Origin of the sequence: Rhizobium sp. Leaf453, from assembly GCF_001425605.1 — a bacterium.
Taxonomy (GTDB): Bacteria; Pseudomonadota; Alphaproteobacteria; order Rhizobiales; family Rhizobiaceae; genus Pararhizobium.
Window position 1 is genome coordinate 245,763 of record NZ_LMRG01000023.1, and the last position, 15,854, is coordinate 261,616.

Sequence of the window (15,854 nt, forward strand, 5' to 3'; positions counted from 1 at the left end):
TTGAGCTTTCTCTGGACAACAAGCGACCTGATGGCAGCCATGCATGGCCGCCCCATGGGCAGTCTCCCCGAGGGCATTACCGGCATCTCTATCGACAGTCGCTCTCTCGGCAAGGGCGAGGCCTTCTTCGCCATCAAGGGCGACCGCGTCGATGGTCATGACTATGCCGGTGTCGCGATGGCCAATGGCGCGGCACTGCTGGTTGTCAGCGAAGCAAAGCTGCCGGCGCTCGGCCGACTGAATGCGCCGATGATCGTCGTCGATGACGTACTCGATGCCATGGTCCGCCTCGGTTGCGCCGCACGCGACCGTAGCGCTGCCAAAATCATCGCCGTCACCGGTTCGGTCGGCAAGACGACGACGAAGGAAATGCTGCGCCATGTGCTCGAGCCGTCGGGCCGCGTGCATGCGTCGGTCGCGTCCTTCAACAATCACTGGGGCGTGCCGCTGACCCTGTCGCGCATGCCGGAAAACACCGATTTCGGCATTTTCGAAATCGGCATGAACCATGCCGACGAAATCCGGCCGCTGGTCAAGATGGTACGCCCGCATGTGGCAATCATCACCACGATCGCCGCAGCCCATCTCGGCAATTTCAAGGATCTCGGCGAGATCGCGGCCGCCAAGGCCGAGATCATGGAAGGCCTCGTCGATGACGGCCACCTGATCCTCAATCGCGACAACGACCAGTTCGACCTACTAGAAAAGACCGCTCAAGCGCAGGGGATCGCCCATGTGCACAGTTTCGGCAGCAGCCCGAAAGCCGATTTCCGCATGGTCGAGTTTACCGGTGGATCGGAAGGTGCGGTGCTTTGGGCTGTCATCGACGGCAAGACGCTGGAAATCCTGATGGGAGCGCCCGGGCGTCATATTGCTGAAAATGCTTTGGCCGCCATCGGTGCTGCGAGCTTGGTCGGTGCTGACATGGAAGCGGTACTGACGGCGCTTGCCACTCTTCACCCGGAGAAGGGACGCGGCGCACGCCATCACCTTTCCATCGGCTCAGGCTCGTTCACGCTGATCGACGAAAGCTACAACGCCAATCCGGCCTCCATGCGGGCTGCGATCGCACTGCTCAGGGATGCCGAGGTTTCGGGCGAGGGACGGCGGATCGCCGTGCTCGGCGACATGCTGGAAATGGGCGAGTTCTCTGGCCGGGTTCACGCCGAACTGGCGGCTCCGCTGATCGAGGCCTGCATCCGCGACGTTTGGCTCGCCGGACCGGAAATGGCGCATCTGCGCGATGCACTGCCTGGCGACATCAATGTTGTCTATCGCGAGACCGTCGATGCGCTGAAGGAATTCGCGATGGCGTCGATCGCTGTGGGGGACGCGGTGATGATCAAGTCCTCGAAGGGAACCGGCTGCGGCAGGATCGTCACGGCTCTTCTCGATGCATATCCGGAATTATCCGGAGCAGAACAGACACAATAGGCATAGGACAATAGCTTTCGAGCCGATGTCCGGTGCTAACACTTTTGATACCACGCAGTTATTCTTCCATTCGGTGATTCTGATGGATGGAATCTGCAACGAACCTTTGGGGAAAGGTCCCTCATGCTCATCTGGCTTGTCGAACTGGCGGACCATTTTCAGTTTTTCAATCTGTTCCGGTACATCACCTTCCGTACCGGCGCCTCGCTGTTCACCTCCGCACTGATCGTCTTTCTGTTCGGACCGCGCATGATCTCGTCGTTGCGCGTTCGCCAGGGCAAGGGCCAGCCGATCCGGGCCGACGGGCCGCAGACCCATTTCAAGAAGGCCGGCACGCCGACCATGGGTGGCCTGATGATTCTTGCCGGCATCGTCGGCAGTTCGCTACTCTGGGCCGATCTTTCCAGTGTTTATGTCGTCTCGACGCTACTGGTGACACTCGGCTTTGGCGCCATCGGCTTCTATGATGACTACCTGAAGGTCACTAAGCAGTCGGACAAGGGCTTCTCCGGCAAGGCGCGCCTCGGCCTGGAGTTCGTCATCGCCGCCATCGCCGTTTTCTTCATGATGCGGACGGCGCTGTCGGCCGGTGTCGCCGGTTCGACCTTCGGCTCCTCGCTGACCTTCCCCTTCCTCAAGGATTTCACCCTCAATCTCGGCTATTTCTTCATCCTGTTCGGCGGCTTCGTCATCGTCGGCGCCGGTAATGCCGTCAACCTGACAGATGGCCTCGATGGTCTCGCCATCGTTCCGGTGATGATCGCGGCCGCCTCCTTCGGCGTCATCGCCTATCTCGCCGGTAACGCGGTTTTCGCCAATTACCTGCAGATCCATTTCGTTCCCGGTACCGGCGAACTGGCCGTTATCCTCGGCGCCGTCATCGGCGCCGGCCTCGGCTTCCTGTGGTTCAACGCCCCGCCGGCGGCGATCTTCATGGGCGATACCGGTTCGCTGGCGCTCGGCGGCCTGATCGGCACGGTGGCTGTCGCCACCAAGCACGAGATCGTCATGGTCATCATCGGTGGCCTGTTCGTCATGGAAACCCTGTCGGTCATCATCCAGGTCTTCTGGTTCAAGCGCACCGGCCGTCGTGTTTTCCTCATGGCGCCGATCCATCACCATTTTGAAAAGAAGGGCTGGACCGAAAGCCAGGTCGTGATCCGATTCTGGATCATCGCGGTCATCCTCGCCATGGTCGGCCTCTCGACCCTGAAGCTGCGGTAATCCGATGATTCCCGTCACGACATTCAACGGCAAGCAGGTCGCGCTTTTCGGTCTCGGCGGCTCGGGTCTCGCAACCGCGCAGGCGCTGGTCGCCGGCGGTGCTGTGGTCACTGCCTGGGACGACAATCCCGACAGCACCGCGAAGGCTGCTGCCGCGGGCATCGGCACCGGTGATCTGCGTCAGGCCGACTGGTCTGCCTTTGCCGCGTTCGTCCTGTCGCCCGGCGTGCCGCTGACGCATCCGAAACCGCACTGGACCGTCGATCTCGCCCACGCAGCCGGGATCGAGGTCATCGGTGATGTCGAACTGTTCGTGCGCGAACGGGCCGCTGTGGCGCCCGATTGCCCGTTCATCGCTATCACCGGCACCAACGGCAAATCCACCACCACGGCGCTGATCGCCCATATCCTCAAGTCGAGCGGTCGTGACACACAACTCGGGGGCAATATCGGCACCGCAGTGCTGACGCTCGACCCGCCGGCTGCAGGCCGGTTCTTCGTGGTCGAATGCTCGTCCTACCAGATCGATCTTGCCCCGACGATCAACCCGACGGCCGGTATCCTGCTCAACCTGACGCCCGATCACCTCGACCGTCACGGCAGCATGGAACACTATGCCGAGATCAAGGAACGGCTGATCGCGGGAAGCGATACGGCGATTGTCGGCGTCGACGATGTCTATACCGAAGCCATCGCCGACCGCGTTGCGCTTGCCGGCCGTCGCGTCATCCGCATTGCCCGTCATCGCCCGCTGGGCGAGGGCTTCTATGCCGATGGCACGCGGGTCATGCGCGCCGAGGGCGGACTGGCCACGGTTTTCGCCGATCTCGATGGCATCGCAACACTGCGTGGCAATCACAACGCCCAGAATGCGGCGGCCGCCATCGCGGCCTGCCTGGCTGTCGGCGTGTCCGAAAGCGAGATCCGCGACGGCCTTGCCTCGTTCCCGGGCCTCAAGCATCGCATGCAGCCGGTCGGCCGCAAGGGCGACGTCGTCTTCGTCAATGACAGCAAGGCGACCAATGCCGACGCGGCAGCCCCGGCGCTGTCGAGTTATGACCGGATTTACTGGATTGCCGGCGGTCTGCCCAAGGAGGGCGGCATCACGACGCTCGCGCCATTCTTCCCGAAGATCGCCAAGGCCTATCTGATCGGCGAGGCGGCGCCCGCCTTTGCGGCGACGCTGGGGGATGCCGTCCCGTTCGAAATTTCCGGCACGCTGGAGCAGGCGGTCGCGCACGCGGCGGCGGATGCAGCGAGGGACAAGAGCGGTCCGTTGGCCGTGATGCTCTCACCGGCTTGCGCAAGCTTCGACCAGTACAAGAATTTCGAGGTTCGCGGCGATGCGTTCGTCAGCCATGTTGCTGCGATCGATGGCGTGACGATGCTGATATAGCCGCCTGGCGGCTGATGGGGCGATGAGCCCCGGCGAAAAGGATACTGGCGCACCGCGCCGTTGAAGGGGACGAAGAGATGGTAAGCCGTGCTGAACGTGGCCCTGTGGCCGACTGGTTCTGGACGATCGACAGGTTCTTCCTGGCGACCTTCATTCTGTTGATGGGTATCGGCTTCATGCTGTCCTTCGCGGCGAGCCCTGCGGTAGCGGAACGCCTCAACCTCGACAGCTTCCACTTCGTCAAGCGGCACGCGGCATTCCTGCTGCCGTCGCTCGGCGTGATGATCGCGATCTCGTTTCTCTCGCCCCGGCAGGTCCGGCGCATGGCGATGATCCTGCTGATCGTGTCGCTCGGCATGATGGTGCTGGCGCTGTTCTTCGGCGCCGAGGTCAAGGGCTCTCGACGCTGGATCTCGCTCGCCGGACTGTCGATCCAGCCGTCCGAGTTCATGAAGCCAGCCTTTGTCGTCGTCTGTGCCTGGCTGTTTTCAGAACATGCCCGTCAGCCCGAAATCCCCGGCAATCTCTTCGCCATCCTGCTTTATGGCATGGTGGCGGCGCTTCTCGTCGCCCAGCCCGACCTTGGCCAGACCATCCTGACCACCACCGTCTGGGGCGGCATGTTCTTCATGGCCGGCATGCCCTGGATCTGGATCATCCTGCTCGGTGGCGCCGGTGTCGGTGGTCTCGTGGTCGCGTATACGGTTCTGCCGCACGTTGCCGGTCGTATCGACCGGTTCATGACCGGGGAAGGCGATACGTTCCAGGTGGACACCGCCCGCGAGGCCATCATCCGTGGTGACTGGCTGGGCCAGGGACCGGGCGAGGGCGTCATCAAGCGTATCATCCCGGACAGCCACACCGACTTCATCTTCTCCGTCGCCGCCGAGGAGTTCGGCATCATCTTCTGCATGGTCATCGTGGCGATCTTTGCCTTCCTCGTCATGCGCGGCCTGTCACATGCCTTCCGCGAGCGCAACGACTTCAACCGCTTTGCCGTGGCCGGCCTCGTGCTGCAGATCGGCATCCAGTCGATGATCAATGTCGGCGTGAACCTGGAACTGCTGCCGGCCAAGGGCATGACCCTGCCGTTGATCTCCTACGGTGGTTCGTCCATGGTGGCGATCTGCGTCACGGCCGGCTTCATTCTGGCGTTGACGCGCCATCGTCCGGAAAAGCGCGCGGTCGAGCGCAGCCTGTTCCGCTCCGGCGTGGGTGTTCCCGCCGAATAAGGATTGATCATGAGCAAAGGCATCATCATGCTGGCCGCCGGCGGGACCGGCGGTCATCTGTTTCCGGCGGAAGCGCTGGCTTTCGAACTGAAGGCGCTGGGCTATTCCGTCCATCTGGTCACCGACAGCCGCGCCGAACGCTATGCCGGCAAGTTCCCGGCCGACGAGATCCACGTCGTACCCTCGGCGACGATCGGCTCGAAGAATCCTCTCAAGGTCGCGTCTTCCCTCTGGACGCTCTGGTCCGGCATCCGCATCGCCCGCAGGCTGATGGCCAAGGTTCGGCCGAAGGTCGTCGTTGGCTTCGGCGGTTATCCGACCATTCCGCCGCTGCTCGCCGCCACCGGCATGGGCATCCCCTCGATGATCCACGAGCAGAATGCGGTGATGGGCCGCGCCAACAAGGCGCTCGCCAAACGCGTCATGGCGATCGCCGGCGGTTTCCTGCCGGAGACCAATGGACCCTATGCGGCGAAAACGGTGACGACCGGCAATCCTGTTCGTCCGGCAGTTCTGGAAGCGGCCAAGGTGCCGTATCAGGCTTCGGGCGAGGGTGAGGAGTTCCGTCTGGTCGTGTTCGGCGGCAGCCAGGGCGCGCAGTATTTCTCCAAGACCGTGCCGACGGCCATCAGCCTGCTCGATGACAATCTGAGAAAGCGGCTGAAGGTGACCCAGCAGGCGCGCGCCGAGGATCTGCCGATGGTGCAGGGCTGTGTCGCCAAGCTGGAGATGAACGCGGAACTTGCCCCCTTCTTTACCGACATGGCCGATCGAATCGCACGCGCGCATCTGGTCATCTGCCGCTCCGGTGCCTCGACCGTCTCGGAAATCTCCGTCATCGGCCGCCCGGCGATTCTCGTTCCCTATCCCTATGCGCTGGATCACGATCAGGCCGCCAATGCCGCGACGCTCGCGGCGACCGGTGGTGCCAAGGTCATTGTGCAGGCCGAGCTTTCGGCGGAAAAACTCAGCCGCATCCTCACCGATGCAATGAACAACCCGGAGAAACTCGCCGGCATGGCGGAAAACGCCCGCAAGGCCGGCAAGCCCGATGCCGCCCGCTTGCTTGCCGCCATGGTTGAAGCTATTGCCAGCGGTTCGACGATTGCCAAGTTCAAGGAAACACGCTCATGAAAATGCCGCAGACGATCGGCCTCGTTCATTTCATCGGTATCGGTGGTATCGGCATGAGCGGCATTGCCGAGGTGCTGCACAATCTTGGCCACCGCGTACAGGGATCCGACCAGTCCGACAGCGCCAATGTGCAGCGTCTGCGTGACAAGGGCATCGAGGTCTTCGTCGGCCACAAGGCGGAGAATATCGGCGACGCCGAAGTGGTCGTCGTTTCGACCGCGATCAAGAAGAACAATCCGGAACTGATCGCCGCGCGCGAAAAGCTGCTGCCGGTGGTCCGCCGCGCCGAAATGCTGGCGGAACTGATGCGCTTCCGAAATGCCATCGCCATCGGCGGAACCCATGGCAAGACCACGACCACCTCGATGGTCGCGACCCTGCTGGAAGCCGGCGGGCTCGATCCGACCGTCATCAATGGCGGCATCATCAACGCCTATGGCACCAATGCCCGCATGGGTGAGGGCGAGTGGATGGTGGTGGAGGCCGACGAATCGGACGGTACCTTCCTGAAACTTCCGGCCGACGTCGCTGTCGTCACCAATATCGATCCGGAACATCTCGATCACTACGGCAATTTCGACGCGGTCCGTGCGGCGTTCCGTCAGTTCGTCGAAAATGTGCCGTTCTACGGTTTCGGCGTCATGTGCCTCGATCACCCCGAAGTGCAGACGATGGTCTCGAAGATCGAGGATCGCAAGGTCATCACCTATGGCGAAAACCCGCAGGCCGACGTGCGCTTCTCCAATATCCGCATGGACGGCGCGACATCGGTGTTCGACGTCGAGATTCGCCGCCGCCGCACCGGTCAGGTCATCCAGATGCAGGATCTGCGCCTGCCGATGCCGGGCCGCCACAACGTGTCGAATGCCACGGCCGCCATCGCCGTCGCCCAGCGCCTCGGCATTTCGCCGGAAGATATCGCCAAGGGTCTCGCTTCCTTTGCCGGCGTCAAGCGCCGCTTCACCTTCACCGGTGAATGGAACAATGTTCGCGTCTATGACGACTACGGCCATCACCCGGTGGAGATCAAGGCCGTGCTCAAGGCGGCCCGCGAGGCCTGCCAGGGCCGCGTGATCGCCGTTCACCAGCCGCACCGCTTCTCCCGCCTGCAAAGCCTGTTCGAGGATTTTTCCGCCTGCTTCAACGATGCCGACACGATTCTCCTGGCGCCGGTCTATTCCGCCGGCGAGGAGCCGATTGAAGGTATCAACTCACAGGAGCTCGTCTCTCGCATCAAGGCCGGCGGTCACCGCGATGCGCGGTTCATCGAAGGCCCGGAAGCAATCGCGCCGATTGTATCTGCCATTGCACAACCCGGTGACTTTGTGGTTCTCTTGGGGGCTGGCAGCATCACATATTGGGCTGCCGCGCTCCCGAAGGAACTCGCAGGCATTTCAGGAAATTCCGCATGAAACAGGTAAACGGTGAAAAGCTTCTGGCGTCTCTTGGAGACGGAATCAAGGATGTGCGCGGGCGTCTGACGCCGGACGCGCCGATGGAGCGTGTCACCTGGTTCCGCGCCGGCGGTCTCGCCGAACTGATGTTCCAGCCGCACGATACGGATGATCTCGTCACCTTCCTGAAGCTGGTCCCGGAAGAGGTTCCGGTCATGGTCGCCGGTGTCGGCTCGAATTTGCTTGTGCGCGACGGTGGCATCAAGGGTGTCGTCATCCGTCTGTCGGCCAAGGGCTTCGGCGATGTCGAGCTTCTGTCGGAAACACGGGTCAAGGCCGGTGCCATCTGCCCGGACAAGAATCTCGCCGCCATGACGCTCGATCACGGCATCGGCGGCTTCCATTTCTATTACGGCATTCCTGGCTCGATCGGCGGCGCGCTGCGCATGAACGCCGGCGCCAATGGCGGCGAGACGCGCGAGCGCGTTGTCGAGGTGCATGCCGTCGATCGCAAGGGTAACCAGCACGTTCTTTCCAATGCCGACATGGGCTATACCTACCGGCATTCCGGTGCGCCGAAGGACCTGATCTTCACGCACGCCGTCTTCGAAGGCTATCCGGAAGACAAGGCGAAGATTCGTGCCGATATGGATGCCGTGCGCCAGCATCGGGAAACCGTGCAGCCGATTCGTGAGAAGACCGGCGGTTCGACCTTCAAGAACCCCGAAGGCCATTCCGCCTGGAAATTGATCGACGAGGCCGGTTGCCGCGGCATGATGATCGGCGGCGCCCAGATGTCGCCGATGCACTGCAACTTCATGATCAACACGGGCCAAGCGAGCGGCTACGAGCTGGAATATCTCGGCGAAACCGTGCGCCAGCGCGTCTACGAGACCTCCGGCATCCGGCTGGAGTGGGAAATCAAGCGCATCGGCAATTTCATGCCGGGTTACGAGGTCAAGGAATTTCTCGGCGAACTGACGGCCTGAGCCTCGATCAGATTACAAAAAAAAGCCGCCGTGGATTCGCTCCGCGGCGGCTTTTTTGTTTCAGCTATATTACCTCAGACTTCGTCCTTGCCCGAGAGTAGGATGCAGCCGAGCGTCACGAGAGCCGCGACACCCAGGTAGTAGCCGACATAGGTCATGCCGTAGTTCGCCTGCAGATAGGTGGCGATATAGGGCGCCAGCGAGGCACCGAAGATGCCGGCGAAGTTGAAGGTGATGGACGAGCCGGTATAGCGCACGCTCGTCGGGAAGGGCGCGGCGAGCGCCGTGCCGATCAGGCCGTAGGTCATGCCCATCAGGCCCATGGCAATCACCACAAAGACGACGATGTTCGCCTCACCCGACGTCATCAGGCCGGGCAGGAAGAACGAGAAGATGCCGATCAGGATTGTGGTCAGGATCAGCACCTCGCGGCGCCCGAAGCGTTCGGCAAGTTTGGCCACGATCGGGATGAAGATGCCGAACAGGACCGAGCCGAGGATCTGGATTTCCAGTGCGTCGAGGAAGGGGATCTTCAGGACCTTGACGTTGTAGGACAAGAGATAGGCCGAGCCGATGTAGAACAGCACGAAGGTGGCGAGTGCCACGAAGGTGCCGAGCACGAGGCTGCGCTTGTGGTTACGGAACAGCTCAGCCACCGGCACTTCGACACGTTCGTGGCTGTCGATCGCCTTCTGGAAGGCCGGTGTCTCGGTGATCGACAGGCGAACCCAGAGGCCGACCGCGATCAGCAGGATCGAGGCGATGAAGGGAATGCGCCAGCCCCAGCTCAACAGCTGTTCCTGAGTCATCAGGTGAAGCAGCAGCCAGAAGGCGCCGGAGGAGAGAAACAGGCCGACGGGTGCGCCGAGCTGCGGGAACATGCCGTACCAGCTGCGCTTGCCTTCCGGCGCATTCTCGGTTGCCAGCAGCACCGCGCCACCCCATTCGCCACCGAGACCGAAACCCTGGCCGAAGCGGCACAATGCCAGAAGCAGCGGCGCGATGACGCCGATCTGGTCGTAGGAGGGCAGCAGGCCGATGACGACGGTCGAAATGCCCATGGTCAGCAATGCTGCCACCAGCGTGGTCTTGCGGCCGATCCGGTCGCCGAAGTGGCCGAACACGACGGCGCCGAGCGGGCGTGCAAAGAAGGCGATCGAGAACGTCGCGAAAGAGGCGAGCAGCGCTGTCGTCGGATCGGAATTGGGGAAGAACAACGTCGGAAACACCAGCACGGCGGCAGTGGCATAGACGTAGAAGTCGAAGAATTCGATAGTTGTGCCGATGAGGCTTGCCAGAAGAACGCGGGCAGGGGAATTGAGCGCGCCCTTGTTCAATGGCTTTGCTGTCGGCGACAACGTGGATGTTGTGTCGCTCATGGTCATTTTATCCATATCTTGGAAGTTTGATGGCCGTCTTGGGAGGCAGCTCCGGCGGCTAGTAAAGCAGATGGGCCGTCAGGAAAACCATCAAGCGCAATAAACGGCAAGATTTCTGGGGTCGCGCGTCTCGAAAATTTCACACCCTTCGCGGATCGGCGCTGGTTCTGATTCTGCCTGATCCCTTAACATTCGCTTCTCCTGGTGGTGCACCGTCAGGGCTTCAGATTGCCCAGAACTGCATCTGGTTTCGTGTGCCGATCGATGCGGATTCTTGCTTGCCCTGAAAGTAACTCTCTGATTCCAAGCGATGAATCGAAGCATGGCATTAATTCGATGCGAAATATTTCACCTTCACCCAAGGTGAGGTTAACCAAAGTAAACGGTTCATTAACCATAATGACGCTCTAGTGGCGTTGTGCCTAAGGCTGCGACTCGTGTGGGCGAGCCAGCCAGGCGCAAGCAGGAATGAGTAAGGCTGGCGTAATGTCGGGGGTTTTTATGAGTGGAAAGCACGTCGCTGTCCTGATGGGCGGATTTTCTTCGGAGCGGCCGGTGAGCCTGTCGTCCGGGACTGCGTGCGCCGATGCTCTGGAGGCTGAAGGCTATCGCGTCACCCGCGTCGATGTCAGTCACGACATCGCGTCCGTACTCGCCGACCTGCGTCCTGATGTCGCCTTCAATGCCCTGCACGGTCCTTTCGGCGAGGACGGAACCATTCAGGGTATCCTCGAATATCTTGAAATTCCCTATACGCATTCGGGTGTGCTGGCCTCCGCGCTTGCCATGGACAAGGCTCAGGCCAAGATCATTGCCGCTGCTGCCGGCATTCCGACAGCCGAAGCGCGGGTCATGGATCGCCACGATTTCGGTGTGCAGCATCCGCTGAAGCCGCCTTACGTGGTCAAGCCGGTGCGCGAAGGCTCGAGCTTCGGCGTGGTTATGGTCAAGGAAGATCAGTCGCATCCACCGCAGATCGTAACCTCCAGCGAATGGCGCTACGGCGACCGCGTCATGGTCGAGCGCTACATCGCCGGCCGTGAATTTACCTGTGGTGTGATGGGTGGTCGGGCGCTGGGGGTGACCGAAGTGATCCCTCAAGGGCACGCCTTCTACGATTATGATTCCAAGTATGTAAAAGGCGGTTCAAAACACGTCATTCCGGCGGAAGTTTTACCGAATATTTACCAAAAAATACAAACACTCTCCCTCACGGCGCATCAGGCGATTGGATGCCGCGGCGTAAGCCGCTCCGACTTCCGCTTCGACGACCGCTTCTCGGAAGACGGAGACCTCATCTGGCTGGAAATCAACACTCAGCCCGGAATGACTCCAACCTCTCTGGTGCCCGAAATGGCCGTTCATGCCGGCCATACCTTTGGTGAGTTCCTTAGCTGGATTGTGGAGGATGCGTCGTGTTTGCGTTGAGAGGCAGGAAGACAAGGCTTCGTGCGCCGCTGGAAGCAGCTGACCTGGACGGTCAGCGTGTCCTGCCGCGGCCGCTTCGCCGCGTCGTGCGTTTCCTGGTCAGCCTTGGAACCGGCCGCATCCACTTCATGCCGCATACCGGCACCATTTCCGCTGCCGCCTTTCTGGCTGCAACCGGCTTCTACGGCATGTCGCTCGGTGGCCACAGCCAGAACGTCGCGCAGGCGACGACATCGGCCGTCGGCTTTGCGATCGAAGACGTTAAGGTTTCCGGCAACGACCAGACCTCCGAGATCGACATCCTGCAGCAGCTCGGCCTCGACGGTACGACGTCGCTCGTGGCCCTCGATATCGACGTTGCCCGCAAGCTGATCAGCGAAATGCCCTGGGTCCAGGACGTTGCCGTGCGCAAGGTCTATCCGGGCACGATCGAGGTGACGCTGAAGGAGCGCAGGGCTTTCGGCATCTGGCAGCACGGCTCCGATCTGTCGCTGATCGAGGAAAGCGGTAGCGTCATCGCGCCGCTGCGCGACAACAAGTTTTCCGAATTGCCGCTGTTCGTCGGCCGTGACGCCGAGACATCGGCTGCGGAATTTTACGCAGGCTTTTCGCAGTGGCCCGAAATCTCCAAGCGCGTGAAGGCCTATGTTCGCGTCGCCGGCCGCCGCTGGGACCTGATGCTCGACAACGGCATCACCATCAAGCTGCCCGAGCACGATATCGACCGCGCCATGCAGGTTCTCTCGACCATGGAAGAGGGGCAGCAGCTGCTGGAGCGCGATATCGCCGCCGTCGATCTGCGGCTTGAGGATCGCACCACGATCCAGCTGACCAAGGAAGCCGCCGCCCGCCGCGATGTTGCCCTGGAAGCCCGGACGAAGAAATTGAAGAAGTTGGAGCAGGAGAGCCGGACATGAGCATTTTCGGTTCCTCGCATATTGGTCTGCCGCGCTTGAAGCCGCTCTCGTCGAAGCGGTCTCATGTCGTTTCGGTGCTGGATATCGGCTCCACCAAGGTCGTCTGCATGATCGGTCGTCTGACGCCGAAGGCGGAGAGCCAGATCCTGCCGGGCCGGACCCATTCGATCGAAATTATTGGGCTTGGTCATCACAAGTCGCGTGGCATGAAGAACGGGGTCATCGCCGATCTCGATGCCTGCGAAAGCGTTGTCCGTTTGGCGGTGGATGCCGCCGAGCGTATGGCTGGCCTCACCATCGATAGCCTGATCGTCAATATTTCCGCAGGTCGCCTGCAGAGCGATATCTACACCGCCTCCATCGATCTCGGTGGCCAGGAGGTCGACGCGGCCGACCTGAAGAAGGTTCTGGCGGCTGCCGGCCAGCAGTCGCTGCGCCAGGACCGCGTCATCCTGCATTCGCTGCCGACGGGCTTCTCGCTCGATGGCGAACGCGGCATCCGCGATCCGCTGGCCATGTTCGGCGATTCGCTGGGTGTCGACATGCATGTGCTGACGGCCGAACGTGCTGCGCTGAAGAATCTCGAGCTTTGCATCAACCGCGCTCACCTGTCGGTCGAAGGCATTGTCGCGACGCCTTATGCCAGCGGTTTGGCTGCGCTGGTCGATGACGAAGTCGAACTCGGTTGCGCCGCCATCGACATGGGCGGCGGCACGACGACGATCTCGGTCTTTGCCGAAGGCAAGCTGGTTCATGCCGATGCGATCAGCCTCGGCGGCCATCATGTCACGACGGACCTTGCGCGCGGCCTGTCGACCCGCATCGAAGATGCCGAGCGCCTCAAGGTCGTTCACGGCTCCGCGCTGCCCAACAGCGTCGATGAGCGCGATATCGTCTCCGTTCCGCCGATCGGCGAGGACGACCGCGACCAGCCGACCCATGTGCCACGTGCGCTCGTCTCGCGCATCGTGCGGGCACGTATCGAGGAAACCCTCGAACTCATTCGCGACCGTATCCAGCGCTCGGGCTTTTCGCCGATCGTCGGCAAGCGTGTCGTGCTGACGGGCGGCGCCAGCCAGCTCACCGGCCTGCCGGAATCGGCGCGCCGTATTCTGGCCCGCAACGTCCGCATCGGTCGCCCGCTCGGCGTGTCAGGGCTGCCGGCAGCGGCCAAGGGTCCAGCCTTTTCGACGGCCGTCGGCCTGATGATCTATCCGCAGGTCGCGGACATGGAAACCCACGCGACGCAGAGCGGCCTGCTCTCGTCGCTGGCAGGAAACAACAGCCGGATCGCCCGCATGGGCCAATGGCTGAAGGAAAGTTTTTGAGGCCGGAATCAGGACAGGAAACTGATTTCAGCCGACGGAAGCGTGAAGAGTTTTAGAGATTTGGCCGGCTCGGCAAGGCGGCCAGAAACCAGGAAGGAACGGGTAACATGACGATCAACTTGCAAAAGCCGGATATCACCGAGCTGAAGCCCCGCATCACCGTATTCGGTGTCGGCGGCGGCGGCGGCAACGCTGTCAACAACATGATCACCGCAGGCCTCGAAGGCGTCGATTTCGTCGTCGCCAACACCGACGCTCAGGCGCTGACCATGACGAAGGCCGAACGCATCATCCAGATGGGTGTTGCCGTTACCGAGGGCCTCGGCGCCGGCTCGCAGCCTGAAGTCGGCCGCGCGGCTGCCGAAGAATGCATCGATGAGATCATCGATCACCTGAACGGCACTCACATGTGCTTCGTCACCGCCGGCATGGGTGGTGGCACCGGCACCGGCGCTGCTCCGGTCGTCGCCCAGGCCGCCCGCAACAAGGGCATCCTGACGGTCGGCGTCGTGACCAAGCCGTTCCACTTCGAAGGCCAGCGCCGCATGCGCCTCGCCGACCAGGGTATCCAGGAACTGCAGAAGTCGGTCGACACCCTGATTGTCATCCCGAACCAGAACCTGTTCCGGATCGCCAATGACAAGACCACCTTCGCCGATGCTTTCGCGATGGCTGACCAGGTTCTCTATTCCGGCGTTGCCTGCATCACCGACCTGATGGTCAAGGAAGGCCTGATCAACCTCGACTTCGCGGACGTTCGCTCCGTGATGCGCGAAATGGGCCGCGCCATGATGGGTACCGGTGAAGCTTCGGGCGAAGGCCGTGCAATGGCCGCCGCCGAAGCCGCGATCGCCAACCCGCTGCTCGACGAAACCTCGATGAAGGGCGCCCAGGGCCTCTTGATCTCCATCACCGGCGGTCGTGACCTCACCCTGTTCGAAGTCGACGAAGCCGCAACCCGCATCCGCGAGGAAGTGGATCCGGACGCAAACATCATTCTCGGCGCAACGTTCGACGAAGAACTCGAAGGCCTCATCCGCGTATCGGTCGTGGCAACGGGTATCGATCGTACGGCCGCGGAGGTGGCCGGTCGTTCTGCTGACTTTCGTCCGGTAGCAGCAAAGCCGATCGTTCGTCCGTCCATCGCCATCCCGGCCGCCTCGGTTCAGCAGCCTGTTGCCATCCAGCAGCCGGCCCCGATCGCTCAACAGCCTGTTGCCCAGCAGCCGGTCGTTCAGCAGCAGCCGATCGCCCAGCCGGTTCAGCAGCAGCAGACTGCCGATTCGATCGCTGAAGCCATCCGTGCAGCCGAACTGGAACGTGAACTGTTCCTCTCCATGCCGCGTGGCGGTGCCACCGCTCCGGTGCAGCAGGCTCCGATCCAGCAGGTTCAGGACGACTTCCGTCCGCAGAGCAAGCTGTTTGGCGCCGCTCCGGTCGAACAGCCTGTGATGCAGGCTGCCGCCCCGGTCCAGCGTGCCGTCGAAATGCCGGCCTATCAGCCGCAGCCGGTTGCTCCGGCTCCGGTTGCCCAGGTTCGCCAGGAGCCGATCGCTCCGGTGATCCGCCAGCAGGCCGAACCGGTTCGCATGCCGAAGGTCGAAGACTTTCCGCCGATGGTAAAGGCCGAAGCCGAGCATCGCGCTCAGCCGGTCGCCCAGGAAGAACGCGGCCCGATGGGTCTACTCAAGCGAATCACCAATTCGCTCGGCCGCCGCGAAGAAGAAGCCCACGATGTGGCTGCCGACATGACGGCCGGTGCTCCGGCCGCAGCCTCGCAGCAGCGTCGTCCGCTGTCGCCGGAAGCCAGCGTCTACGCTCCGCGTCGCGCTGCTCCGCTCGAAGACCGTGCCCGCGTCGCCTCGCAGCCGCGTGCTCATGAAGACGATCAGCTCGAAATTCCGGCGTTCCTGCGCCGTCAGTCGAACTGATCTGACACCCGCCTTCCACCTTGCCGAAATGCCCGGGTTTGCGCCCGGGCATTTTTTATGAATTATGC

Annotated in this window: 12 protein-coding genes; 11 read left to right on the forward strand and 1 reads right to left on the reverse strand. The window is 62.0% G+C overall.

Translation table 11 applies throughout. The features are described 5' to 3' along the window. The 7 genes from ASG68_RS19335 to murB all read left to right on the forward strand — a co-directional run bounded on the left by ASG68_RS19335 (nucleotide 1) and on the right by murB (nucleotide 8,803). Nucleotides 1–1,434: a UDP-N-acetylmuramoylalanyl-D-glutamyl-2,6-diaminopimelate--D-alanyl-D-alanine ligase gene (locus ASG68_RS19335; RefSeq protein WP_062580017.1), complete on the forward strand. Its 1,434-nt coding sequence runs from the start codon at nucleotides 1–3 to the stop codon at nucleotides 1,432–1,434. 123 nt (nucleotides 1,435–1,557) lie between these two features. Then, nucleotides 1,558–2,658, forward strand: a complete 1,101-nt coding sequence (gene mraY, locus ASG68_RS19340; RefSeq protein ID WP_062580019.1) for a phospho-N-acetylmuramoyl-pentapeptide-transferase — start codon at nucleotides 1,558–1,560, stop codon at nucleotides 2,656–2,658. 4 nt (nucleotides 2,659–2,662) lie between these two features. Beyond that, a complete protein-coding gene (gene murD / locus ASG68_RS19345; RefSeq protein WP_062580020.1) occupies nucleotides 2,663–4,054 on the forward strand; it encodes a UDP-N-acetylmuramoyl-L-alanine--D-glutamate ligase in 1,392 nt (463 codons plus the stop codon). 77 nt (nucleotides 4,055–4,131) lie between these two features. Next, a complete protein-coding gene (gene ftsW / locus ASG68_RS19350; RefSeq protein ID WP_062580022.1) occupies nucleotides 4,132–5,286 on the forward strand; it encodes a putative lipid II flippase FtsW in 1,155 nt (384 codons plus the stop codon). Nucleotides 5,287–5,295: 9 nt separating this feature from the next. After that, the gene (gene murG / locus ASG68_RS19355; RefSeq protein WP_062580892.1) at nucleotides 5,296–6,420 is read left to right on the forward strand and encodes an undecaprenyldiphospho-muramoylpentapeptide beta-N-acetylglucosaminyltransferase; all 1,125 of its coding nucleotides are present in this window, start codon (nucleotides 5,296–5,298) and stop codon (nucleotides 6,418–6,420) included. Beyond that, nucleotides 6,417–7,832, forward strand: a complete 1,416-nt coding sequence (murC, locus tag ASG68_RS19360) for a UDP-N-acetylmuramate--L-alanine ligase (RefSeq protein ID WP_062580024.1) — start codon at nucleotides 6,417–6,419, stop codon at nucleotides 7,830–7,832. The genes murG and murC overlap by 4 nt, the downstream gene beginning before the upstream one ends. Continuing rightward, complete coding sequence (gene murB / locus ASG68_RS19365; protein ID WP_062580027.1) at nucleotides 7,829–8,803, forward strand: UDP-N-acetylmuramate dehydrogenase; 975 nt, start codon at nucleotides 7,829–7,831, stop codon at nucleotides 8,801–8,803. The genes murC and murB overlap by 4 nt, the downstream gene beginning before the upstream one ends. Before the next feature lie 74 nt (nucleotides 8,804–8,877). Here murB and ASG68_RS19370 read toward each other — a convergent pair whose 3' ends face one another. After that, nucleotides 8,878–10,182 (reverse strand): MFS transporter, encoded by a 1,305-nt coding sequence (locus ASG68_RS19370; protein ID WP_062580029.1) that lies wholly within the window; start codon nucleotides 10,180–10,182, stop codon nucleotides 8,878–8,880. Between the two features lie 501 nt (nucleotides 10,183–10,683). Between ASG68_RS19370 and ASG68_RS19375 the strand changes: the two genes are divergently transcribed. The 4 genes from ASG68_RS19375 to ftsZ all read left to right on the forward strand — a co-directional run bounded on the left by ASG68_RS19375 (nucleotide 10,684) and on the right by ftsZ (nucleotide 15,786). Further along, nucleotides 10,684–11,610: a D-alanine--D-alanine ligase gene (locus ASG68_RS19375; protein WP_062610047.1), complete on the forward strand. Its 927-nt coding sequence runs from the start codon at nucleotides 10,684–10,686 to the stop codon at nucleotides 11,608–11,610. Continuing rightward, the gene (locus ASG68_RS19380; RefSeq protein ID WP_062580033.1) at nucleotides 11,598–12,527 is read left to right on the forward strand and encodes a cell division protein FtsQ/DivIB; all 930 of its coding nucleotides are present in this window, start codon (nucleotides 11,598–11,600) and stop codon (nucleotides 12,525–12,527) included. The genes ASG68_RS19375 and ASG68_RS19380 overlap by 13 nt, the downstream gene beginning before the upstream one ends. Further along, nucleotides 12,524–13,855: a cell division protein FtsA gene (gene ftsA, locus ASG68_RS19385; RefSeq protein WP_062580036.1), complete on the forward strand. Its 1,332-nt coding sequence runs from the start codon at nucleotides 12,524–12,526 to the stop codon at nucleotides 13,853–13,855. The genes ASG68_RS19380 and ftsA overlap by 4 nt, the downstream gene beginning before the upstream one ends. Nucleotides 13,856–13,962: 107 nt before the next feature. Continuing rightward, entirely contained in the window at nucleotides 13,963–15,786 is a 1,824-nt protein-coding gene (gene ftsZ / locus ASG68_RS19390) for a cell division protein FtsZ (RefSeq protein WP_062580037.1), read from the forward strand. Nucleotides 15,787–15,854 lie beyond the last annotated feature (68 nt).

Excerpts from the sequence above, each read along its gene's own strand:
- murB (WP_062580027.1), top strand. The coding sequence starts at position 7,829 with ATGAAACAGGTAAACGGTGAAAAGCTTCTGGCGTCTCTTGGAGACGGA.
- ftsZ (WP_062580037.1), top strand. The coding sequence starts at position 13,963 with ATGACGATCAACTTGCAAAAGCCGGATATCACCGAGCTGAAGCCCCGC.
- ftsA (WP_062580036.1), top strand. The coding sequence starts at position 12,524 with ATGAGCATTTTCGGTTCCTCGCATATTGGTCTGCCGCGCTTGAAGCCG.
- murD (WP_062580020.1), top strand. The coding sequence starts at position 2,663 with ATGATTCCCGTCACGACATTCAACGGCAAGCAGGTCGCGCTTTTCGGT.
- ASG68_RS19370 (WP_062580029.1), bottom strand. The coding sequence starts at position 10,182 with ATGAGCGACACAACATCCACGTTGTCGCCGACAGCAAAGCCATTGAAC.
- mraY (WP_062580019.1), top strand. The coding sequence starts at position 1,558 with ATGCTCATCTGGCTTGTCGAACTGGCGGACCATTTTCAGTTTTTCAAT.
- ASG68_RS19375 (WP_062610047.1), top strand. The coding sequence starts at position 10,684 with ATGAGTGGAAAGCACGTCGCTGTCCTGATGGGCGGATTTTCTTCGGAG.
- murC (WP_062580024.1), top strand. The coding sequence starts at position 6,417 with ATGAAAATGCCGCAGACGATCGGCCTCGTTCATTTCATCGGTATCGGT.
- murG (WP_062580892.1), top strand. The coding sequence starts at position 5,296 with ATGAGCAAAGGCATCATCATGCTGGCCGCCGGCGGGACCGGCGGTCAT.
- ftsW (WP_062580022.1), top strand. The coding sequence starts at position 4,132 with ATGGTAAGCCGTGCTGAACGTGGCCCTGTGGCCGACTGGTTCTGGACG.